Genomic DNA, 22,691 nt, shown 5'->3' with positions numbered 1-22,691 from the left:
TGCTCAGTGGAGTGTGGGATGCCGTCTATGAGAACTGGCTCCAGTCAAAACCGACCGTCGGCGACCTTATCAATTTGGAAACAGCGTGATGCAGGACTCGTCGAGCGCACCAAGCGGATCGCACCCGCCTGGCACGTTCCTACCGTAGCAAGTTTCATGCGGAGTTACCGCATCCTAAAATGGATGCGTTGGTCGAATCGCTTTCGCAATGCTGGGATACCGGGGAGAAGGCTCTGGTTTTTGTCCGCCGGGTCGCCTCCGTTAAGGAGTTAAAGCGAAAACTGGATGACCGCTATAACGAATGGTTGATGAATCGTCTACGCGCCGAACTGCCTCAGCGGATGCAGGAACCGTTGGAGTCCCTGTTCGAGACTTTTCGACAGCAGCGGCTCGCTGCAGGAGCCAAACAACTTGATTCCTCCGCTGATGTTCCTTCGGACCGTGGCAAGGGTTCGGATTCCGGAGGATTGGATACGTTTTTCGCGTGGTTCTTTCGTGGCGAAGGGCCTGAGAACGTTGTTAGCGGCGCGAATATCCAACGTCGGTTTATTCAACGCGGTACCGTCTTGGCTACGTTCTTTTCCGACAACTACGTTGCCGATGTTATGAGATGCGAACCCGCCGAGGTCGAGGGTCGACTCGGCAAGTTGCTTGGGCTCACGCCAGCAGCACTTATCGAAGTGCTGCAAAAGGCGGCTGGTCGATTCCTCAGCGGCGGGGCGAAAAGACAAACTCGCGCTGATCGATTTGAAGCTGTGCAGGCAGCGGCGATTGAATTGCTAAAGGATAAGAAGTGCCATTTCCAAGAGGAAGCGCGCGTTGCATGGCACGAACGTTTTGAACGGCAAGTTCACGCCAACCCCGCTGCGCAAGCGTCTGATATTGACGGTTTGCTTTCTGTCGAAACATTCTTCACCAAGCTGCGCCAACGCCCCGAACTTCGCGCTGCTCTGTGGCCTGATCCGGTCGACGATTGCGCTACGAAACGGTTTCGAGAACGTGAGTGGCGGGGAAGTATGCTTGCGTCGGTGGCTCGGTTGGGTCACGCGTTTATTGATCTGTATGTTTTAGTCGCAGCCCGTCTAAAAAGCCTCGATCAACAATCACAGCAGCGCGGATCCGAAGATGATGTGGCATCCAACACGGACCAAATTTCTGAATATCTCGATCTTCTTGAACAACAGCGGATAACGGATCGAAACGCTAGGGGCTGGCGAGCGTTCGATGAATTGGTCGCTGTTGCGGCGAATTTTGACTTGATCGTCGATGTCAACGCGCCAGACGTTCGTGACCAGCATGTCGATGATGCGGCCAGGGACTTTGGCGGGCTGCTGGGTCGCCAACAGCCTGTAGGCGGAATGTCGGGAAAGGTAAATGAAACATTGGTCCGTCAGTTTCGCATGCCAGGGTATCCGCTGGTCTTGTTTTCTACGGACCTGCTGCAAGAGGGTGAAGACCTTCACACGTTCTGTTCGTCAATACACCACTACGGAATCTCATGGACTCCGTCTTCGATGGAGCAACGGACCGGGCGAATTGATCGTGTTCGCTCTCATTCGGATCGGCGTTTTTCCGACCTGCATGTGGACAGCCTTTGTGGCGACGAGAAATTGCAGGTGTATTTTCCTCACTTGGAGGACACAGTGGAAGTCTTTCAGGTCCACCGGGTGCTGGATCGTATGAACGTGTTCCTGCGGCTCATGCACGAAGGTCTCACTGTCGCCAAAGTGGAACAACGAACGATCAATACGAGCGATGAATTTGCGAAAGCACGGAAACCTCCGGAGCAGATTCGCGGCCGATTGAAAACTGCGTTTCCCGTCCGAGAATCACATTTGATCGGGACCAGAAAAACGCTAGCCGCTACCAATCGAATTCAGAGACAGATTCACGAACGATTCAATGGTCTCGCGCGCCATGAGCTTTCGGGCCTGACGATTCAATGGGAGCCAGCGGTTACAGCAGGTGTGCTAATGGGGACAGCGAAGCTGAAGCAACGCATTCAACCTTTCACTCTTATCCTTGACTCCATCGACCATTTTCCATGCGTCCGGTGCATTAGTCCAGTTGGACGCGTTGATCCCGGATGTGAGATGGAGGCGGTTCTGCACGCCGCGTCTACCAGTCCGATGAAGATTGGGGCAATCGTTAGGAAAGACGATCGCAGCTACGATTTGACGACCGAAGGTGAAGTGCTTCTGGGCGGCAACGATTCGGCGAATCGAAAGCGGGTGGCAGATCTGATTTGTCGAGTAGTGCATGACGCAGATACGCTTGAGTTCGAGCTACTGCCGGGACGAGATGAGTCGCTAGACAAATTTCGAGAAGAACTTCGTAAGGAGATGTCTCATGACGACTGATTGGGTTCAGATGTCAAAGCCGGCAGACTTCAGCATCGAAGGTAGCCAAGTTGAAGTATCGCTCCGTGACGGTCGTAAGCATCGCGTCGAGGTGATTGATAGGGACGGCGAACTCGTACTTAGAGCATTCGTTGTGAAGCAGCAAGTCGTCAAGTCGTCGCCTACGTTACCGTTGACAATTTGGAAGCGGAACAGAAGCGTATCGTTGGTCGCCTTCCGCATCGACCGTAAGAACCGATTGATTGCTGAGTGCCGGGCGCCAGCGTCTGGGCTCACGCCGGAAGAGTTTCAATTCTATCTCCGCACCATTGCGGTCGAGGCCGACCGTCTTGAATTCTTGCTAACAGGACGAGACCAAGAATGACTGCGATTGATGTTTTCTACCGACGCGGACGCTATGCTTTCCTCCAAACCGACCCACATGCGCCAGCAATGGGATTTTAAAGTTGAATGGACGATCTATACGCATCTTTCTCGTCGACGGTGACGCGTCAGGCTTGCTCACTGCCGAGGTTATGAACTGGAGTGGCAAGTTGCTGGTTTCGCCACGAACGAAATTGGCCGAACTGGCCAAGCGTGAAGAGATTACGCGAACAGGCATCTACATTCTCGCGGGACCGGATCCTGAGAATCCGATCGGTGAGGTTGTCTACGTGGGCGAAGGCGACAACGTTTTCACGCGGCTGGCTTCTCACGATAAGGATGAACGCAAAGAATTCTGGACGCGCTGCGTCGCCGTGATCAGCAAGGACTTGAATCTGACCAAAGCCCATGTTCGATACCTGGAAAGTCGCTTGATCTCCTTGGGCTACGCCGCCGGCCGCGCCAAGATCCACAACGGCACCGCGCCGCCGCTGCCACCAATGCCGGAAGCGGACGTCGCCGATATGGAGGGCTTTCTCGAGCATATCGAGTTGGTGTTGCCGGTCCTTGGATTCTCGTTTCTGAAGCCAAAGCCGACGGTTCATTTCACTTCCCCAGGCAAGCCTGAACCAACCGACAGCTCGCCAGTCTTCGAGTTCGCTTCGGGCGAGGCATCAGCAAGAGCGAAAGAGATTGATGGCGAGTTCGTTGTTTTGAAAGGTTCAACCGCGACGCTGGAACCGCGAGCAAGTTGGACAAGCTATCGCGAGCTACGAGCACAACTGGTCGAAGACAAAAAGCTGGTCGAAATTCCTGACAAAAGACTGCTCCTCTTCGCCGAAGACGTTTACCTCAGCAGCCCGAGTGCTGGAGCCGCCATCGTCGCAGCCGGCAACACCAACGGGCGTGCGGCCTGGAAGACAAGCGACACACGCCAAACCTACGGCGACTGGCACCAGGCACAACTGCCAAGCGACGATAGCGAATGAAGATTTATCTCGACGATGAACGAACTACGCCTGACGGCTACACGCGAGTTTACTGGCCCGCCGAGGCGATCGAGTTGCTGACAACCGGTGCGGTCACCGAGATCAGCCTGGACCATGATCTTGGTGGTGACAACCGTGGCACCGGCTACGATGTCGTCCTTTGGATCGAAGAACAAGTGGCGCTACATGGCTTCGTGCCGCCGGCGATGAAGGTTCACTCGGCGAACGTGTCGGCGAGGACGAAGATGGAGAGTGGCATCCGGGCGATCGAGGCAATGGTGAAAAAGCGAACTCCTAATCAAGATTCCCGACCGGCCCAACCAAACCGCCCACCGTCTTGCGATCCTGCGTGCCCGGTTTGCGGTGTGCGATTGATCGACATCCGCGCCAAGTTGCAGTGCTCGGTATGCCACCGGATTTGCGAGACCTGCTGCGAAGGTGATCGCGGCTAGCGATGATGCGTTGTTGACGACGACCTGACGATCCGATCATGCGGTGATGTTGGTCAGCGTCGCCAGTATGACGGCGATGGTTGCTGCTCATGCTCGCGTCGTGACAGGTGGCCGTCCGCTGGCAATGAACTTTGCCGACAGCGTTGACTGCGGTCGTCGATTCTTGTTCAAAACAACATTGACTGCTGGTCGGTCGCGAAGGCCGATTCCGGCGACTCCCCGTTTTTTAGCTCGAGCACGTAAGCTTCGATCTCGCCGACGAAGGGGAACCATCTCGGCATCAGTTTCTCGCTGGTGGATAACCTCCAGGCGTCCGTTTGTTGGATTTGCTGTGCTAGCGAACGGAGCTTCGCGCGGTAACGCCGCTCTTGCGTGATCGCCTCTTCGTCATCCACCGGGTGAATATATTCGATCATCAATTCGAATGGGCAGCCGCACTGCAGCTCGCGCCGGCGACTGGCGACATCGGTCGATCTCCCGACCTTCACGAACTTCGCGCCGAAGCATTCACACGTGATGAAGTAAACCCCTGAATTTTCCAAACCGACGCCTCCAAGTTCTCGACATAATCCAGGCCCATTGTAGTTGCGGATTGGTTTCGGGTGGGATTCGCGCGTGATCCTCTTGCCACGCCGATTCGCTTCGAGTTCGGGTTGGATGGAGACTCCCGTGCCACCATTAGTTGTTCCATGTGATCGTGAACTGCAGGACGCTCGCGATCGTGACCCAGATGAGGTACGGGATCTGGGCAACGGCGATCCAGCGATGGTGCGGCCAGATGGCTTTCATGGTCCAGAGGATCGTGATCCAGACGAACGCGATATCGAGCGCAGCGAGGGGCAGGTTCCGCAGGCCGAACTGAATCGGCGTGAAAGCGATGTTGGCGATCAGGTTGATGGCGAACGGGATCGCGACGGGCCACGGAATCTGCCTGCGGGCGACTCGGTAGAAGACGTACGCGAACGTCACCAGGATGACGGGGTAGAGAATCTGCCAGATCAGGCTGATCGTTGACGGCTCGGGCGTCCAAGCCGGTTTATCGAGGGCGTCGTACCAGTCTCGTCAAGTCATGTTTGGAAGTTTGGAATGAGAAGGGCGGGTAGAAGTTGGAAGAGAGAGGGGTGAAGGCTGAAAGATTGGCCACGAAATTTTACGGATGGTGGTCACTGCCGGTCTGTGGTTGATTGGGCGCCGTATCAATTGGTTGAGGTTCGAAGAGTGGGATTGTGCGGTTGCCATCGTTTACTTGCCCGAGATGGCTCGCTCGATCTCGGCTGGAGCCGGCTCGGTTCCACTTTGAGTCTTGGACATAAACTTCATGGCTCGTGCATGCAACTGTTCCCGATCGACATTGCTTAGCCGGTCGCCCATCATCGCGAGCGTCTCGGTCTGAGCGACCGTTGCTGCAAGCGTTGCGTTGATATAACTATTCAGTGAAACACCCTGTTTGCTGGCTAACTCTTGTGCCTTTGCTTTCAGGTCATCTCGCATTCGCAAGGAAAGCGTTGCCATGGTCAATTCTCCAGGTCGTAAAGTGTGGTGAACCCAAGCGGCGTCATCACGCCCCATCCGTGCTTAACGAGATCCAACGGCGTGAAATCGCGAACGTTATCGGTGACGATGATTGCAGTAGCGGCGATGGCAGCCTCGATGAACTTGTTGTCCGCTTCATCGAGCAGGTTCGGTCGCCAACTAAAATGGAGTTGAGTTTGGTGCGACAGCGAAATGAGATCCAAGATCAAATCAGCGTTCTGCTTCACCGTCAGTCCGGTCAGCTTTCTTACAGCCAGCCGCCCCAAAACGTCTGCATACTCAGCCACAATCCCTTCGGTAAGCATGAGTGGAACTTGACGGCCAAGGGCAGCCATCAGCACTCGGTATGCCAAGCCGCCTTCATGTCGACACGCTCCTGCGACCAAAACGTTCGCATCAAGAACGATGGGAGGGTAGGCGTTTTCCAACTTTGAACCTCAACTGCAGCTACCACGCGTGATACCACATTGTGCTACATCAGATTCCTTCCATCAAGCAGATTTGGCGGTAAGCATGCGACGCATGCGTTGCCACCGAATCTGCGAAACCTGCCGCAAAGGCGGTTGCGGCTGAGCGTTGGGAAGCTTGAAGAGTCAGGGGTGAAGTGTGAAATCCTGGGTTATGAAGTCGAAGTATCGCGTGGTGTGCAAGCATTCAGGAGGGGGCGAGAAAAGAACCGTGGCTAACGCCAAAACGGCTAATTTAGGGATGCGTTTACCACATTTTCATAGGAGGGCGGCCAAAGTTCCTTTATGGATAACTTTGTGTGGATAGACCTTTTGAAAGGAGTTCGGTTCCCGCAACTTCTCTGAAAGTTCCAAATGCTTTCAGACCCTGATGTGAACGAAAGGTCGGCATACTCAGCATGCCGGCCTTTTTTCGTTTTCACCCAGTAAATCGCGGTGTTTTCGCGTTGCCGACCGGTCCGCCGCGTTCTTCGTTTCTTGACCCGCGTCATTACCCTGGGTTATGGGATCGGGAACATTTCGGCCACTTTGGGCCGTTTTCTCTGTTTCTTCGTTTCTCTGTCTGTTCGGGTTAAGAGCCGTCCGACTCTCCCAGACGGTCCGGATACGGAAAGGATCTAGCCGGCAAAACGTTGGGTTTTTGGTCTGCTATCGTTTGAGGGGGTAGCCGCTTCCCCGTTTTGCGGCGGTCGAGTTGAGAACGGCTGGGTAATGTGATTTAGAGAAACAGAGAACGAGTTGTTCGACTCACTTGCGGTTCTTTTGGCGGTCCAGATGCAAACCCAATCGATGAAACTTCTGGGGCTCACCGCATTGTCCGACTCGTTCTTTCGATGCCTCGCAAACCCGCTTGGCGAAAACGCAACGCGGTAAAATCGCGTTGCGATTCACCGCTGGCGATTACCCCGCAAACGTCGAGTTGCCAACGCGAATCCCGTGTTCAAGAAAGCTGTCCCTTTCTGTGAAAGATTCTTGATCGCAGTGAGTCTTCTTCGTAGAGGAGCACCTAAGTGCTCAGTTCCTTGCCCTACTCGGATACCAGATGACCGCTAGCCCACCCGAAACGCGAGCCAGCCTCATTCTGCGATTGCAAGATGCGGCTGACATCGCGGCTTGGGAGGAGTTCGCGGAAATCTACGCCCCGGTCATCTACCGGACGGCGCGACGCCTGGGGCTACAAGCAGCGGACGCTGATGACGTTGTCCAGGAAGTTTTGTCGGCCGTCGCTCGCAGCGTCGCTGGCTGGCTGGAGCGAGATGATCGCGGAGCGTTTCGAGCATGGCTGTTTCGGATCGCCCGAAATTTGTCGATCGACTTCTTGACGCGTCGAAAGCATCGGCCATGGGGCGTCGGTGGCGACGATGCTGAGAAACACTTCGACGAAATCGAAGCAGCTCGGGATATTTCAAGCCATTTCGACGAAGAAGTGCAACGCGAAATTTTCATGCGTGCTTCGGCGGTCGTCCGTTCACGCGTGAGTGACGTAACTTGGCAAGCCTTTCAACGCACGGCGGTGCTGGGTGAGTCTATTGAGGACGTCGCAGCAGATCTTGGTATCAGTAAAGGCAGTGTCTATATCGCTCGCAGCCGGGTGATGAAGCGATTGCAAAGCGTGGTCAAATCTCGTAGAGACAATTCTAATGATGAAGTGTGATGACATCGTGTTTGCGGACGTGCTCGACGCTGACGACGACACCGAAACGCATGCCCCGAGATTGCCCACCATTTGGAGCATTGCAAGGTCTGCCAAACTCATCTGGCACACTTGGCCGCCAATGACGAGCAATGGGATGCGGCGCAGCGCTGGCTGTCAACAAGCGAAGAGTCGAACGTTGACTACGCCGAATCAATCGAAGCTCGCGAAAGACGGAAGCGTCCGCTTGCATGGACGGACACGATGGCCGAATCGCTTCTGTCCGACGCCAGCCATCCTGAAATGATGGGAAGAATCGGTCGCTACGATGTCGAACGCTTGATCGGTAGCGGCGGCATGGGCGTTGTTTTCAAAGCGTATGACACCGAACTGAATCGTCCCGTGGCGGTGAAGTGACTGGCACCGTACTTGGCCGGCAGTGGTGCGGCGAGGAGCCGGTTTGCTAGGGAAGCTCGGGCTGCTGCTGCAGTTGTCGATGATCATGTCGTCCCGATTCACAACGTCGAAACAGATGAAGAACACCCGTTTCTTGTTATGAAGTACATCGCTGGCGGTTCGCTGCAACAGCGACTCGATCGTGATGGTCCGCTGGAAGTTTGCGAGGTGCTGCGCATCGGCATGCACGCGGCCAAAGGACTCGCGGCGGCCCACAGCCAAGGCTTGATTCATCGCGAAGTGAAGCCGTCGAACATCTTGCTAGACGAAGGCGTCGAGCGAGCCCTTCTGACGGACTTCGGTTTGGCGCGGGCGACCGATGACGCCAGCCTGACCCGCAGTGGTTTTCATCCCGGCACACCACACTACATGTCACCCGAGCAAGTTCGGGGCGAAGCGATCGACGGACGGAGCGATCTTTTTGGACTTGGTTGTGTTCTCTACGCAATGTGTACCGGCCACCCGCCCTTCCGCAGTGAAACGAGCTATGCCGTTCTGCGAAGAATCACAGACGACACGCCGCGCGGAATCCGCGAAAGCAACTCGGACATTCCGGCTTGGTTGGAATCAACCGTACTGAAGTTGCTGTCCAAAACGCCTGATCAGCGGTTTGAGTCCGCAGGAGGTGTCTTTGGCGAGTCGTTCCAATTCCGCGATATCATCATCAGAAAGCTTTTCGGACTGCACGAGATTGAACAACAGTGTGCGAGTGGCTCCCACGAGATGAGCTGTCGAAGTGAATCGAAACAAAATCGAGACGTCGAACATGCAGGTCTTCCCACACATAGAGACCTCTGTCGAGACTCCAAGTGCAGAAGCATCCGCATATTTTCATCGCCGGAAACGCTCGTGCTGACGGATCGCGGACAATTTTCGCGTTTAGTCAAACCGTGCCTTGAGTAACGCCAAGTCGGCCATTTCATTTCGTTGGGGGTGGAGCCGAGTGTGCACAGTCTTTGCTCATCCTCGACGGTTGGATCGCCAAACGGGTCCATGAGTCGCGTTGGATTGCACTGCTTCGAACGGCCGTCTAGCGGACAAGCGGACAATCGGAATCGGGCTGATTGGCCTCGGCTCGAAGCACGGTCGCGTGCTCGCTGCGGGGGGTGCCGGCGGCTACGAGCGTGTCGCTCGCGTTAGATCAGTACTGCGCTTTCTGCGAAAAATCTTCGATTCTCTGCAACCTTTCTATCGCTGAAGCAACTTCCTATGGTCATCGGGACACGCCGGCGATAACGCGATAGCCAGATCGAGTAAGCAATTGACCGCATCTTTCACGCCCGGAACTGCAGAACGCCTCCGCAGGGGTGATTCCGAGGCGATTGAGTCGGTCGTCGAAGCATTCTTCGCGCCGGTCTATCGGTATTTGCTGTGTCGCGGATGCTCACAACCGGAGGCCGAGGAATTGACCGCGGAAACCTTCTTCCAAGTCCTGAAAAGCGTCTCTGGCTTTCGCGGGGGTGAAGATCAAATTCGTGCATTCGTTTACGCGACCGCGAGACATGTTCGCGCTGGCCACTATCGAGCGTGTTCAAGAACGGCGGCGAGCGATGTGACCTGGTCGACCATGGAATCAGATGGGGAATCGCCGCAGGATTCGCTGCTAAAGGATGAACAGAAACTGCAAATCTCATGCGCGATCGCAAAGCTGGAAGAGCCAACAAAAGAGGTCGTCATCCTTCGCTTCATCAATGAGCTTTCCATCAAAGAGATTGCCGCAATCTGTGAGATGCCGATTGGCACGATCAAGAGCCACCTTCATCGCGCCAAAATTGAACTCAAACAACTCTTAGCTGATTCAGGACCAACGCAATGACCCGCCATAGCGAACCAAGGGACGACGACGACCAAGCTCTCTCCGAGGAGTTTCGGGGTCTCCGAGAAATGGAACCGCCGCCGGGTTTGCGTGAAAAGTGCCTTGCCGCCGCCAATGAAGCCGCTCCGGCAACGCCTCATCGTTCGGTCAATCTCATCGCAACGGCGTGGCCGAGGGCGGGCATTCTTGTATCGGCTATCGCTGCATCTTTGCTCGTAGGCATCGGGATCGGCTGGAGCCTGCGAGGAGAAACCAACGCATCTGGCACGAACGAGCAGGTCGCCCAAGACTCTGATTCAGCTCCCTTAGGCGAAGTCGCGAGTGCCATGGCAACGAGCGCCGTGAACTACGACGAGACGTTAGACAAAACGACCTTTCGCCAAGAAGAAACCTACCTGTGTGGGGTGGGCCGGATTAAATCGAAGTCGATAATTCAACTCAGTGGAGAATGAAAGTGAAACGATTCAGCAGTTTGATTGCAGGTTTGACAGTGTTGGTGACATCGTCCTCTGTCGTTTTGGCGGAGGACTCCGTAGCGAACAAGGATCCCAGTTACTTTCCGACCCTGAAGGTCGCCATTCGGTCTTGGGACCCAGAGGACGTGAAGGCAACTTACCGCCAACATAGCTCGGGCTCATGCAGCTACGGCGGGACTGTCGGAATTGGCGTCGGCGGAACAAGTGGATTCAACGCAGAAATCCAATGTTTGCCAACGAATGAACGTATCGCCGCGGCGGTGTCAATCGAGCCCTCGAAAGCGAACGCTGGAGCCAAGGCAAGCAAGTCTGAAGTTGATGTGTCTGACATGCGGCCGGACTTCATCGAGGTGACGAAGACTGGTGACGGCCGCGTCTACTTTCTGATCATCGCACCGGAAATGGTCAAGATTCAACTACCGAAGGCATTTACCGTCGATGATCTTTCCCCCTTTGATTGGGATTTTCCCCAGAGCCCAGTCGTACTGAATGACAACATTTATGTCGGACGGGTTGGGATGGGCGGTGGTTCACTCATAGGCGTCACCATCGCTGGCGTCGCGGACCTGGAGTTCTCACTACGCGAAATCAAGAACTCCAAGCCAATCGGGACGCTGCAGTCAGGCACATTAACGATCAAATACGGCGACGATCAAATCACAATTTCAGGCGTACTCAATGGTGCCGACAAAAAAACGCTTGAAGGACCGTATAAAATTTGGGTGCGATCCACCGATGCAGATGTCACGGGCGACGAGTACAGGCGTCAGATGACCGAACAGGTGAAAGTCATTCAAGAGATGAAGGACAAAGGAGATGTGACCATCACTGATGACATCATAAAGCAATTCAAATCCTTTGTTGACGACAACCGTCCGATGTTGATTGGCTCGTCATCGAGGGAAGTCCAAGATCGTGACTTGGTGAAGTAGGATCTCGGATCGACGACGAACCAGCCGGAGTCAACACTCCCAAGCATATCGCATTGGCCCGGCCAGTGACTGAGCGGGATCTAACTTGACGCTCAGTCCTGAGAAGCGTCGATCACAATATCCCCGAGGTCGCGATCTTCGCCTGGTTTGATGACCAGGGAGCGGAATACGCGGCCGATCATTCGATTACCCCTGCTGACGCGAGCTGAGTACTTCCACTCGGGCGATAATCCGAGCACCTCGAAGCGCCCTTCATCGTCAGGAACAATCTCCGACGGCATGTATCGCTTTCCTTCGACGCGAGCCCATGTCGCGGTCTCGTCGTCACGCCGAAAGTCGCCATGCTCGATCATCATTTCGACGCCGGACAGCGGTTCACCGTCCGCGTCGACGAGTCGACCGTGAGCTCGTCCTGCTGCCGACAATTGGATTTCAAATCGCTTTCCTTCGCCATGTTCGACAATGGTGCCCCCGATCAAGCCGCGGCTTCGATCAAACGCGAAGACTTTTCGGCGTTCATTGGGCAGAAGATCTTCGACGACGAAGTCTTGTGGTTGTTTGTCTTGCCAGCCCCAGCGTTCATTGCCCCCGTAGAGTTCCAATTCCTGAGTCGCCGGATTCCCGTCAGGATTCAAGATGGTTACTGTAATCGGCTTTGCCTTGCTGAGCGGCAGATCGACTTTGGCGACTTGCTCGTCCGATTTCGGGTCGACAAGCGCTAAACGGTTGTAGTTCGTAGGATGCAGATAGCTTGGTGCGGTATCGTAGTAGGGAAAGCTCCCATCCGGGCTTCGGTACTTCGCGATTTCGATTTCACCATAACCCCGCGAATAAGAATTCATGCGTGCATGATCGCGGTTGCCAGTGCTGAAGGCGATCACGCCGGCGGTCGGCAGAACCGGGACGCGATAGTTGCCATCCGCATCGGTGTAGTTTTGGCCATCAATGTAGGCCCGAATCTTTCCCGGATAGGTGTTCTCCAGATCGCGATTGCGAAACCAGTAATACGTGATCGTTCCTTGGAACGGCTCATCCGTTTCCGCTTCGAAAACTTTCCCTTCGGCCCATAGCCCCCGCTTCAACTGAAAGTCGACTTGGTAGGTGCGTCCCTTTGGCATCCCCGTCGATTCGCTGGCCACGGACGTGACTGAGATGTAGGGTTCGTCGCGAGGTCCATGAACAATCAAGCGGTTTCCGTCACCGGCGGGCAATCCGTCGATTTGGAATTTGCCCTGGGCATTCGTCCGGGTCATCCAGTGTTGGCGCTCACGAGTACTGGTCAATCGCTGGTTGTTGACGAAGTTGGTTTTCACGACAGCCCCGCTGATTGGCAGTCCAGTATCCGCGTCGGTTACCGTTCCCATCACGATGGATGACGGCCCGATGACCGCTTCGAATTTGCGTGGATACAGCTTCGTGGGCGGATTTTGATCAAACCCTTTCTTTCTAGGAACGGTGACAACCTCTTCGCCGCCGTCGTTGCGAACGACCAAAGTGGTTGATTCAAAACCCTTGTGTTCCACAAGCAATTCAAAGAAGCAGTCTGCGGGGAGTTCCCTCAACTCAAAACGGCCCTCGGCATTCGTCGTGGCCATCGGCAAGGCGTCACGAAGCGGTACATGCTCGATCGAATTGACAAGGCTGTGAACATCCCGGATCAAGTCTTCTTCAGTATCACTTTCCGGTTCACGAGTGATGAAGAGGTCGAGCAACCCACTTTGCTGCCGACCACGACGCTTCGAAAACCATCGAATGCGAACCCTGGCATCATCAATCGGCTGACCTTCGATGTCGACCAGTCTTCCAGCAACGGTTGGTCCTTGCGGCATGAGATAGAATGGTTCGGTCGGCGCTGGAGGCGGGCTCTTCATCCCTGGCCAATCCGGATCCATCGAAATCGCTGCTCCAAACTTTCGCGGATTTGTTCGCTCGAAAGCATGTCCCTCCGCCCGAACAACCATATCTTCTCGCATATCCCAAATCCCAACCTGGCCCGGGTCCGGGGCGGTGCGTTTGAGTTCAAATTTGCCGTTCGCATCCGTTGTCACTTGAACGGGCTTCATTGGGTTGTCGTCGTACGCGCGACTTCGCCACCAGTAGACATTTGCATTCGAAAGTGGCCCGTTGCTACCAAGAATCGTGCCGCGAATGATTCCCAATGGCACTTTGGCGGTGGACTCAGCCACGGCTGGCAAGTCCGTTTCAGCCTGGTCATCGCTCGTTGGCGGCAATGACACATCTGATTCTGGTTGAGGGGTCGAAGATTCGGTCGGCGGCCCGCCCGCGGTGATCGTTGTGGGCGTGAACATGAGGCCCGCGACCAGAATGGCAGCCGTCGAGATGGTTGCCGCTGACAGGACTGCGGTGGTTCCCGCTCGCATGGAAAGCCGGCGGCCGTCTTCCATGATCCGCTGGACCCGATGCTGAAGCGTGCTGTTGCCCGATGCGATCCCGACGGCGGAGCCGAGTGGGAAGTCGCAACGTTCGGCCAAGTCGACCAGGCGACTCGCGTAGGACTGGCGCGCCGCGCCGAGTTCCAAAACGAAGTCATCGCAAACGTCTTCGGCGGTGCCCTCGATCCAATCCACCAATCGCCACAGCAGTGGTTGGAAAAACAGCAGCGACAGCACCGCGTGATTCACCATCCGCACGATCAAATCATGACGCTTCAAATGGGCGAGTTCATGGGCGAGGACATCGCGGACTTCTCCGTCATCACTGGCCTCCATCATGCCGACGTCGTCACTGCACAAATGAATGACTGGACTCCATACGCCTGACAGGAACGGACTCTCGAAATACGGGCTGCAAACGACTTGAGGTGAATTCACTTGCAGGTTGCTGGCCATTTGATCGCAAAGAGCTTGGATCTCAGAGCTTGCCGGAACGCTGCGTTTGAGTGATCGCCTCAGTGCCAGGAAAGCTCGGCCGTGCCGGATCAGCAACGCCAGCGACACGACTAGCCAAGCCGCGACTGCAATTGTTTTGCAAACAAAGAACGCTCCAGGGTTGGATCTCGCTCCGGCATCACTTGTCTCCGATGCCTTGGTCTCGACAGCGGCTTCGGCATGGGCAAGTTCGCTTGGTGGAACATCAGACACTGGCAGCGAGTCCGCAGCAGCCAGCACGACCGGTTTATTGAGCATCAAGTCGTTGCCGATTCCCTGTGGTCGAACGTCGCCGGTGCTCGCAAAGTCATTTGGCATCGGGATCACTGGTGTGGAGTACGATACACTCGCCTCGGCCGACGCTTTCAGACTTGCCGTGGCGGGCCACCAGCCGTCGATTTCCGCTTGCTTCATGCCGACGGTCACGATGGGCGACACGACGACCGCCACCATGGTAAAGCGATAGATCATCGACAGCACCGCAGCGTCGCGCATGCGGCCAAGACGGGCAACTGCCATCACGCCCAGGATCAGAATCGTGGACTGCACTGCGTACAGCATTCCGATTTGCCAAACAGACTCAATCCAAATTGAAACGCTCATCACGATCCCTTCTTCTTGGCTTGGCGGTTGATCAGTTTGCGAAGGTCAGCGAGTTCATCCGCGGAGACGTCTTCGCTTTGCAGCAAGTGCGCGACTAACCCTTCGACGCTGCCTTGGAAGACACGGGTGAGCAAATCTTGGGTCGCCGATTGCTTGAAGTCCGCCTCGCAAATCAACGGAAAGAACGTGAAGGTGCGTCCCTCGGTTTCATGGTCAACCGCTTTCTTCTCTTCCAAGCCTCGCAGCAACGTTTGCACGGTGCTGTGAGCGATCGGTTCGGACTCGTTGATTCGCTCGGTGATCTCACGAGCGGTCGCCCGCTCGCTCTCCCACAGCACCTGCATGATCAGCAATTGCACTCGTCCCAGTTGCGTCGTGTTCATCGGCACCCTCGTTTGGCCTCGGTCGTTTACCTAACTAAATCTATCGAGGTAAACACCCGGCGTCAATCGACATCGCAAATTTTTTTCACGAAAACGCTTGACTTGCCTACGTCGCGTCGGCAACAATACCTACGCACAGTAGGCATGCAGAACTTTCAGGAACAGAGAACATGGCAAAGCCGGGCACGACACCGCTGACGCAGGCACAGCGGGAGATCATGGAGGTCGTTTGGGACAACGAGGAAGTCACCGTCTCGCAAGTGCGAGGCGAGTTGGCCAAGCGTCGCGAGGTCGCTCGCAACACGATCCAAACGATGATCGTCCGCCTCGAAGAACGTGGCTGGCTCAAACACCGAACAGAAGGCCGCACGTTTTGGTATTCCGCCAACCGGCCTCGCACGGCGTCACTCGGTGCGAAAGTCGCCCAAATGGTGGACCGGCTATTCGCGGGTTCGCCGGAGGAGATGGTGACGGCGTTGATGGAGTACCGCGGTCTGTCGGCCGATGAAGCCGATCGGATTCGCGAGATGATCGACACGGCGGAGACGAAGTCTTCCAGGAAGGCCAATCGAAAAACGAACAAAAAACGTGGAGGTCAATCATGAATGTGTTTTCTGACCAACTGGTCCTGTGGGTGATCAACGTCCTGATTCACTCGACGGTTTTGACAGCGGTTTTATTGTGCGTCGCGACGTTGTTTCGCAGGCGAGCCGCCATGCGATATTGGATTCTGTGTTGCGGTCTGTTGCTGGTGTTGGCAAGCCCCGCGGTCTCGGCACTGGTTCAATCACGAGGCATTGGCTGGTTGGCGCTTGCTTTGCCAAATGAAACCGTTCCAGTAACCTCGGTTGCCGCAACCAAGCAGCCAACACCGGTAAACGACGCGCCGATGCAAAGCTTGCCGACACAGCAAGTCGATCGAACCATCATGCCGCCGGTCTTGGACGCGAGCAGCATGGAAGAGGTTGCCAGTGCGCCCCTCATGAGCAAGCCAATGATGGCCGCCGACGTTCCAGCAAACCCTTCCGTAGCCACGCCCGCCGTGAAAGACTCTCGTTCACCGATGCAGTGGCTGGCGATCATCGTGACCATCGCCACGGTCGTTTGGGCAGTGGGAGCCATGCTGTTGCTGATGCGAATGACGATTGGCTGGATCCGGCTGGCAGGGATCCTACGCCGAGCGGAACCCATCACCGATCCTGACTACGTTGCAGCGCTGACGAAAGCCTCTGCGGCGGCCGGTTGCCATGACGAATGCAAGCCACGGTTGGTTGCGTCCGACGAAATCTCCGGCCCACTCGCGGCGGGCATCTTCGCTGGCTCAGTCGTCCTTCCCAAAGGCTTGATTGCCAAATCGAACCCGACCGAGCTAGCCGAAGTTCTCGTTCATGAAGTCGCTCACGTCGTCCGGCGAGACCCCATCGTCGTCTTGTTGCAAAACCTCGTCGCCGCGATCTACTGGCCGCATCCGCTGGTGCGAAAGCTCAACCGCGAACTCGCGAAAGCACGCGAAGAGGTCTGCGACAATTTTGTGTTGGCAACCACTGACGCACCGATCTACAGCCGCACGCTGCTGTCGCTCGCGCAGCTCGTCCAGCAGCCCGAAACGATTCCCGGCAGCGTCGGCTTCTTCGCGTCACGTTGGAGATTGGAACAGCGCGTGGCTGGACTACTCGATGAGGCCCGCGACACGCAAACAGTGTTGAGTAAACGAGGATGGGGCTTCGTGTTGGTATCGGCGACTGCGCTACTGACCGCCATCTGCGTTGGCACGCTCACGATCGCAACGGCGCAGAACGCAAGTCAGGATTCGGCAACGGCGGCAGGGGATGGAAGCGACTCAGTGACGATCAGCGGAATCGTTCGAGCCCCAGACGGCGAGCCGGTCGGCGGAGTCCGCGTCGTCGCCCTTCAAAACTTCCGAGCGAACACGGCATGGACCACCGACAGCATTGTTTTGGCAGAAACCCAGAGCAACCAAATGGGCCGCTACCAAATGCAAGTGGAACCAGATTCGGATCGGTTTTCCAATGGGATGCACCTCGAGAAGGAGCATCTCTCGGTCCTTGCGACCCTTGCCGGGTTCGGCCCCGACGAACAGACCTTCTTTGACGATAGAACGAAGGTCGATCTTCAGTTGGCAAACGCTCGACAAGAGGTTGTCGGGCAAGTCGTCAACTTGGAAGGCAAACCAATCCAAGGTGTTCGAGTTCGATTGATTGATATTCAGCAACCTCCTTCGATGGTGAATCGATCCGAAGTGGTCGACAAATGGGTGGAAGCAGTGAAAAGCATTTCGGCCGGCGGCGATAAGGAGTCGGATGACGACCCATTTGGAGGTAGCACCCGGACGCCGCAAATGGCGTTCTATCCCTCTGCCGAACACTTCCGCGGCATCGCCGCCCTGAACATCCAAACGCTATCCGATGACGAAGGCCGTTTTCGTTTCGCGGACATCGGCGACGATCGTCTGGCGATGTTACAGATCGACGGCGCTGGGATCGCCTCCTCCCTGATCCCAGTTGTCGCTCGAGAGATGTCACCATTGAACACACCGTGGATGGGACCGCAATATCGAACGGGAAAAACGTTCGGCAATCAGTTCAGGCTGTCGGCGGAACCCGAACAGATCGTTCAAGGTGTCGTGAAGGATCGCAAAACCGGTGAGCCGATCGGTGGGGCTAGCATTAGCCTCTATCAACTTCCTGATGACTTGCTGGTCATCAACGGATTCCTGTCAACAACCAGCGACGCCGAGGGTCGCTACGTCCTTTCTGGCATCCCGCGCAACACCAAACAATCCGGTGGCGAGATCAAGATCAAAGTCCACCCACCGAGCGATCAGCCGTACTTCCGAAGCGAGCACAGCGTTCCGGTGATCGGCGGTTTGGAACCGATCCGGTTCGACATCCAGCTCACACGTGGCATCTGGGCAACCGGAAAGGTGACGCAATCCGATTCGGGCGAATCCGTGACAGGGCTCGTCGGCTACCACCCGTACATCGACAACCCCAACGCTGCCGATCACGAGGCTTTCAATGCCGGCATGACCTCGATGGGATATGAAGAGATGTTTGCGACCGACGCTGACGGATCGTTTCGCGTTCCTGCGCTTCGCGGAAAAGGCGTTCTGCGAGCGATCGCAGAAAACGACGATCATTTTGAACTCGAAACCGTTCCCGGCACCCGCATGAACACGGTCGGCAACGTCAAGCCAGGAGAACGAATGGTGTATCACAACATCATGCCGGGAAACGGCGTGGTGGAGATTGATATCGACAATCAAGCTGACTCCGCGAAAGCCAACATTTCACTGAAACCGGTCAGGAAACTGATGGTGAACGTGGTGAATCCAGACGGCACACCCGCGTCGGGCTTCCGCGTCGCCGGACGCCATATCAGCAAACGAATGACACTTTCGGGACGGGGCAAACGCTACTGGGACGACCGCCCGTCTTCATCGTCCACCGTGACCGTCTTGCTGGGCAATGAAAAAGAACGCGATCGACCGCTGGTCATCTCCGACAAGCCAAACAATTCCGGAGCCGTTGTGTGGCTCAACCAAGTCGATGACACCCAATCCATCCTCACGGTCACGTTGAAAGCGAACGCAAAGATCGTCGGCAAACTGATCAGTCAGAAGCCATCGGATTTGGACGAAGCGTATCTGCAAGCGGGTGTTGGCGATGCCGGAACGATCCGAGCGATGTTCCCAACCGAAGATGGCTCCCAAATCAAAGTCAACAAGAACCTGCCATTCGCTCTGAACGGCGTTCTCAACCTGGCTGAAGACGGACAGTTTGAATGGTCCGTTCCGCCGAGTGAGCGTTGTTCGTTGTTGCTCCGAGATTTTCCGGGCGAGCCATTGTTGCTCGACAATCATTCCGCACCGCCGGGATCGACGATCAATTTGGGCACGATTGATCTCAGTGCCGATCCGAAGACGTGGCCAACGCCAGTTCAAATCCAAACGAATTCCGATTCTGTCAGCGGCCAAGTCCTCGATCCCAACGGCAAGCCAATCGAGGCAACGCTTTGGTTCGGTGGGCCAGCCCGATCTGGCGGCTGGTCCCAGACCCGGACGAGTGTCACCTGGACTCAGGTCGGCAAGTCGACAGCAGACGGTCGATTTCAGATCTCTTTACCGAAGTCAATCACTAGTGAGGTGAAGTCTGAAACACTGACCTTCCGAATTGCCGCGACGGCAGAAGGTCTGGGCTTTGCATGGGCCAATGTCACACCGGGAAAGCTCGCGGACGATGTCACTTTGCAGTTGGCCAAAGATACGCCGATTCGCGGTCGCATCGTCACACTCGATGGAACTCCGGCCGCCGACGTCCGACTCGATGTCGTCTCGGTTTTTGCCCCTGACGCGTTGCCCGAATCAGCAGACCTCATCGCGAACGCACCACTCAGTTCAGGCGTCTACACCAACTGGCCGAGCTGGTCGGGCGGAAGTCCGCTAACAAAATCCGTCGTCACCGATAACGATGGAAAGTTCCAACTCTCCGGCTTGGGAAGCGAGCGTCGCGTGCGATTGCAGGCACTAGGCGACGGCTTGGCGGCAACTCGACTTTCCATCGTCACGCGAGAGAAACCGAGCGACAGCGCAGACGGCGTGATCGCCGTTCGCACTGGACTCAGCGAAAGCAGCTACTTCACTGAGTTCACGCATGTCGCTGTTCCCGGACGAATCGTTCGCGGCACGGTCGTCGATCGAACCACTGGTCAGCCGATACCCGATGTGAGCATCATTGAACCAACATCGTGGACTTCTCGCGCGAAGCCCGCTGTAACAGACGCGGAAGGTAAGTTCGTCATTCGACACGTACCCAAAGCGACACAGTACAAGCTGCAGTTGTCACCCAAAAATGCCACCCATTTTCGATCAGAGCTGAACGTTCCCGATACGACCGGCAGTGAACCACTCGACGTGGAGCTGACACTAACGACAGGCATTCGACTTCGAGGCCGTGTTGTGGATGAAGTTAGCGGCGAAGGCGTTCGAGCCGAGATCATCTACAACCCGCTGTTTCCGAACGACGCGATCGAGCTGCTTGGCGTTGAACGTGTCGCCAACCCGCTTTCCAAAGTGCAGACCGAAGCGGACGGTCGCTTCGAGATTGCTGTCCTCGATGGCCGTGGTGCGATCAGTGCCGAGGTCAGCGGTGAAGAGTACGCGACCGTGCTACTGAAGGAGAAGGATTTGCGAGAGATCTTTCCCGATGGTGATCTTGAGGCAAGGCCGGACGCAATGGGGCAGTTCAACTACCTGCCCACGGCGGGTGGAGGACAAAGTCGCGGCATCATGGGACTCTCACAAGTCCAAGCCGTCATGCTTCTCAATCCAAACCGAGACGATGCCGGCAAGGAGGTCAAGTTGTTACTTCGACGAAGTCGCACTGTGCAAGGAGAACTCTTTGATCCGCAAGGCAAGCCTGTTTCGGGAGTCACGGTCATAGGCCTCGGCCCTTCACCTGTCTCCATGACCGATGAGCCGTTAGAAACCAATCGGTTTTCGGTCACGGGCTTGCTGCCCGATAGCGTGCGGACGTTGCTGTTTCTACATCCCGAGCGTTCTCTCGGTGCCGTCGTGAACGTCAATGGCGACGAAACCGACACCGTCAACGTCACCTTGAATCCAACCGGTTCGGTTTCTGGATCACTCTTCAATTTGGATGGCGATCCGATCACGCGGGGCTACGTCAACATGAGCCATCGCAAAATTCGTTTGCGAACCGGACTATGGGAGGCAACGATCGATGATGAGGGCCGATTCCAAGTCGACAACGTACCCGCCGGCGAAGCCTTCTCGCTGTTTGCTCGCACCGATGCTCAACGGATGGAGATGATTGTGCAAAGCGATGTTCGCGCTGAAGCCGACGCGAATTCCGAGCTTGGAGCGTTTCGACAAAAAGACAAGTATCGTTTTGAACCCGATGAATTGTCAGGTGAACTTGGCGAGAAGGAATTGCAACCGTGACTGTCGCAAGCCAAGCAGCGTGGAAGCGGTATGTCCCGACCGAGTCTCGTCCTTGGGATTTGCGTTGCGTTCACCATTTGCATCGGCGTGCCGGGTTCGGTGCCGACTGGGGGCAATTGCAACGGGACGTGAAAGAGGGGCCGGACGCTGCCATTGACCGCATGCTGGGCGTAGCGGAACTCGTCAAGAGTTTCGACGTTGATGATTCAAATGCAGAGCCGAAAGTCTTGACGACTTCCGCTACGGATTTTGAATCACTTCAGCAACTGATTGGTGACGCAGCGGTCAGTTCCGGTGACATTAATCGGTTGAAAGCTTGGTGGTTTTACCGGATGCTGTATTCAGGTGATCCGCTGACCGAACGGATGACGCTGATGTGGCACAACCACTTCGCCACCAGCAACCTGAAGGTCGCCAATGTCGCGATCATGAAACGTCAGAACGACTCGTTGCGCAAACACGCGATGGGCAAGTTTGGCGACCTCTTGCGAGCGGTCATCAAAGACGCAGCCATGATGGTCTGGCTGGATGCGAAGGCCAATCGAAAGGGCAAGCCGAACGAGAACCTTGCTCGTGAGTTGATGGAATTGTTCACGCTGGGCGTCGGTCATTACAGCGAAACGGATGTGAAGGAAGTCGCTCGTGCTTTGACGGGATGGACGGTCCGCGACGGTGTTTTTGAGCAGGTGGCGTCGTACCACGATGGCGGGACGAAGCAAATACTTGGTGAGCAAGGCGATTTCGATGGCGATGATGTGCTGACCATTCTGCTGAAACAGGAACCGCTTGCTCATCGAATCGCGATGCGTTTGTGCGAAGTCTTTTTTGGCGAAGATGTCATCACGGATGATGCGATCGACGAACTCGCCAGCGGTTTGCGCAGGCATGACCTGGACATTGGCTGGGCCGCTGAAACCATCCTCCGTAGTGAAGCGTTCTTCGCCGACGACAACATCGGCAACCGTGTGCTCGATCCGATTCAGTTCATGATCGGTCCGCTGCGAGCGTTGGAAATGCTGGATCCGCCGCCGAGTACTTTGTTGCTGGCGGAGTGGGCGTCCAAACTCGGCCAAGACTTGTTCTATCCGCCCAATGTGTTTGGCTGGCCCGGCGGTCGGTCGTGGCTAACGACCCGAACAATGATCGGCCGTGCGAACTACGTCTCAGCACTCTGTCAGGGCGAGTTGCATCGCCCGAGCAGTCCACCGGACATCGAGGCGTTGGCGACGAAGCACGGTTTCTTGACACCGAAGTCGCGAGCCAAGTTTGTAAGCGAGTTGCTGTTGGGGCATGAAAATGAAAGTGGCGACACGGAAGCGAACCTGCGGCGACCGGCGTCGCAACTTGGTTAGCTGAA

Annotated in this window: 18 protein-coding genes and 1 pseudogene; 13 read left to right on the top strand and 6 right to left on the bottom strand. The window is 55.9% G+C overall.

Annotation, left to right across the window (positions count from 1 at the left end; all coding sequences use genetic code 11):
• The first annotated feature begins 308 nt into the window (after positions 1-308).
• The 4 genes from CA85_RS13045 (at position 309) to CA85_RS25705 (ending at position 4,164) form a co-directional block, all read left to right on the top strand.
• On the top strand, positions 309-2,360 hold the full coding sequence (locus CA85_RS13045) for a C-terminal helicase domain-containing protein (protein ID WP_186774918.1): 2,052 nt from the start codon (positions 309-311) through the stop codon (positions 2,358-2,360).
• Positions 2,350-2,724, top strand: coding sequence for a YbjN domain-containing protein (locus tag CA85_RS13040; RefSeq protein WP_146391748.1), 375 nt, complete (start codon positions 2,350-2,352; stop codon positions 2,722-2,724). The genes CA85_RS13045 and CA85_RS13040 overlap by 11 nt, the downstream gene beginning before the upstream one ends.
• Positions 2,725-2,806: 82 nt before the next feature.
• Positions 2,807-3,712 (top strand): GIY-YIG nuclease family protein, encoded by a 906-nt coding sequence (locus tag CA85_RS13035; RefSeq protein ID WP_146391747.1) that lies wholly within the window; start codon positions 2,807-2,809, stop codon positions 3,710-3,712.
• The gene (locus tag CA85_RS25705) at positions 3,709-4,164 is read left to right on the top strand and encodes a cyclic-phosphate processing receiver domain-containing protein (protein ID WP_246112756.1); all 456 of its coding nucleotides are present in this window, start codon (positions 3,709-3,711) and stop codon (positions 4,162-4,164) included. The genes CA85_RS13035 and CA85_RS25705 overlap by 4 nt, the downstream gene beginning before the upstream one ends.
• A 167-nt stretch (positions 4,165-4,331) precedes the next feature.
• Here the strand turns inward: CA85_RS25705 and CA85_RS24925 are convergent, their stop codons facing one another.
• From CA85_RS24925 to CA85_RS13010, 4 genes and pseudogenes are all read right to left on the bottom strand, one after another.
• A complete protein-coding gene (locus CA85_RS24925; RefSeq protein ID WP_222435445.1) occupies positions 4,332-4,652 on the bottom strand; it encodes a GIY-YIG nuclease family protein in 321 nt (106 codons plus the stop codon).
• Between the two features lie 190 nt (positions 4,653-4,842).
• Positions 4,843-5,211 (bottom strand): annotated as a pseudogene (locus tag CA85_RS13020) (TspO/MBR family protein); the annotation flags it as partial.
• A gap of 195 nt (positions 5,212-5,406) precedes the next feature.
• Positions 5,407-5,676, bottom strand: coding sequence for a toxin-antitoxin system HicB family antitoxin (locus CA85_RS13015; protein WP_186774916.1), 270 nt, complete (start codon positions 5,674-5,676; stop codon positions 5,407-5,409).
• A 2-nt stretch (positions 5,677-5,678) separates the two neighbouring features.
• Complete coding sequence (locus tag CA85_RS13010; RefSeq protein WP_146391744.1) at positions 5,679-6,125, bottom strand: PIN domain-containing protein; 447 nt, start codon at positions 6,123-6,125, stop codon at positions 5,679-5,681.
• Between the two features lie 1,081 nt (positions 6,126-7,206).
• Here CA85_RS13010 and CA85_RS13005 point away from each other — a divergent pair.
• From CA85_RS13005 to CA85_RS12985, 6 genes are all read left to right on the top strand, one after another.
• Entirely contained in the window at positions 7,207-7,818 is a 612-nt protein-coding gene (locus CA85_RS13005) for an RNA polymerase sigma factor (RefSeq protein WP_146391743.1), read from the top strand.
• A 243-nt stretch (positions 7,819-8,061) separates the two neighbouring features.
• Positions 8,062-8,214, top strand: a complete 153-nt coding sequence (locus CA85_RS25405; RefSeq protein WP_222435444.1) for a hypothetical protein — start codon at positions 8,062-8,064, stop codon at positions 8,212-8,214.
• 12 nt (positions 8,215-8,226) lie between these two features.
• Complete coding sequence (locus tag CA85_RS13000) at positions 8,227-9,156, top strand: serine/threonine-protein kinase (protein WP_222435443.1); 930 nt, start codon at positions 8,227-8,229, stop codon at positions 9,154-9,156.
• A 358-nt stretch (positions 9,157-9,514) separates the two neighbouring features.
• The gene (locus tag CA85_RS12995) at positions 9,515-10,069 is read left to right on the top strand and encodes an RNA polymerase sigma factor (RefSeq protein WP_186774915.1); all 555 of its coding nucleotides are present in this window, start codon (positions 9,515-9,517) and stop codon (positions 10,067-10,069) included.
• Positions 10,066-10,521 carry a hypothetical protein gene (locus CA85_RS12990; RefSeq protein ID WP_146391741.1) on the top strand — a complete coding sequence of 152 codons (456 nt, stop codon included), beginning with the start codon at positions 10,066-10,068 and terminating at the stop codon, positions 10,519-10,521. Before CA85_RS12995 ends, CA85_RS12990 begins: the two co-directional genes overlap by 4 nt.
• 2 nt (positions 10,522-10,523) lie before the next feature.
• The gene (locus CA85_RS12985; RefSeq protein ID WP_146391740.1) at positions 10,524-11,477 is read left to right on the top strand and encodes a hypothetical protein; all 954 of its coding nucleotides are present in this window, start codon (positions 10,524-10,526) and stop codon (positions 11,475-11,477) included.
• 92 nt (positions 11,478-11,569) lie between these two features.
• On the opposite strand, the gene CA85_RS12980 is transcribed toward CA85_RS12985, so the two are convergent.
• Both CA85_RS12980 and CA85_RS12975 read right to left on the bottom strand, forming a co-directional pair.
• A complete protein-coding gene (locus CA85_RS12980) occupies positions 11,570-14,968 on the bottom strand; it encodes a M56 family metallopeptidase (protein WP_146391739.1) in 3,399 nt (1,132 codons plus the stop codon).
• On the bottom strand, positions 14,968-15,351 hold the full coding sequence (locus CA85_RS12975; protein ID WP_146391738.1) for a BlaI/MecI/CopY family transcriptional regulator: 384 nt from the start codon (positions 15,349-15,351) through the stop codon (positions 14,968-14,970). Before CA85_RS12975 ends, CA85_RS12980 begins: the two co-directional genes overlap by 1 nt.
• Positions 15,352-15,521: 170 nt before the next feature.
• On the opposite strand from CA85_RS12975, the gene CA85_RS12970 reads away from it, so the two are divergent.
• From CA85_RS12970 to CA85_RS12960, 3 genes are read left to right on the top strand one after another with little or no spacing between them, the layout of a single operon-like run.
• The gene (locus CA85_RS12970) at positions 15,522-15,956 is read left to right on the top strand and encodes a BlaI/MecI/CopY family transcriptional regulator (RefSeq protein ID WP_146391737.1); all 435 of its coding nucleotides are present in this window, start codon (positions 15,522-15,524) and stop codon (positions 15,954-15,956) included.
• A complete protein-coding gene (locus CA85_RS12965; RefSeq protein ID WP_146391736.1) occupies positions 15,953-21,334 on the top strand; it encodes a M56 family metallopeptidase in 5,382 nt (1,793 codons plus the stop codon). The genes CA85_RS12970 and CA85_RS12965 overlap by 4 nt, the downstream gene beginning before the upstream one ends.
• Complete coding sequence (locus tag CA85_RS12960; RefSeq protein ID WP_146391735.1) at positions 21,331-22,686, top strand: DUF1800 domain-containing protein; 1,356 nt, start codon at positions 21,331-21,333, stop codon at positions 22,684-22,686. The genes CA85_RS12965 and CA85_RS12960 overlap by 4 nt, the downstream gene beginning before the upstream one ends.
• The last annotated feature ends 5 nt before the right edge of the window (positions 22,687-22,691 follow it).

Source organism: Allorhodopirellula solitaria (assembly GCF_007859855.1).
GTDB classification, from domain to species: domain Bacteria; phylum Planctomycetota; class Planctomycetia; order Pirellulales; family Pirellulaceae; genus Rhodopirellula; species Rhodopirellula solitaria.
Note: the sequence above shows the minus strand (reverse complement) of the source record. Positions and strands in the feature narration are given on the sequence as shown.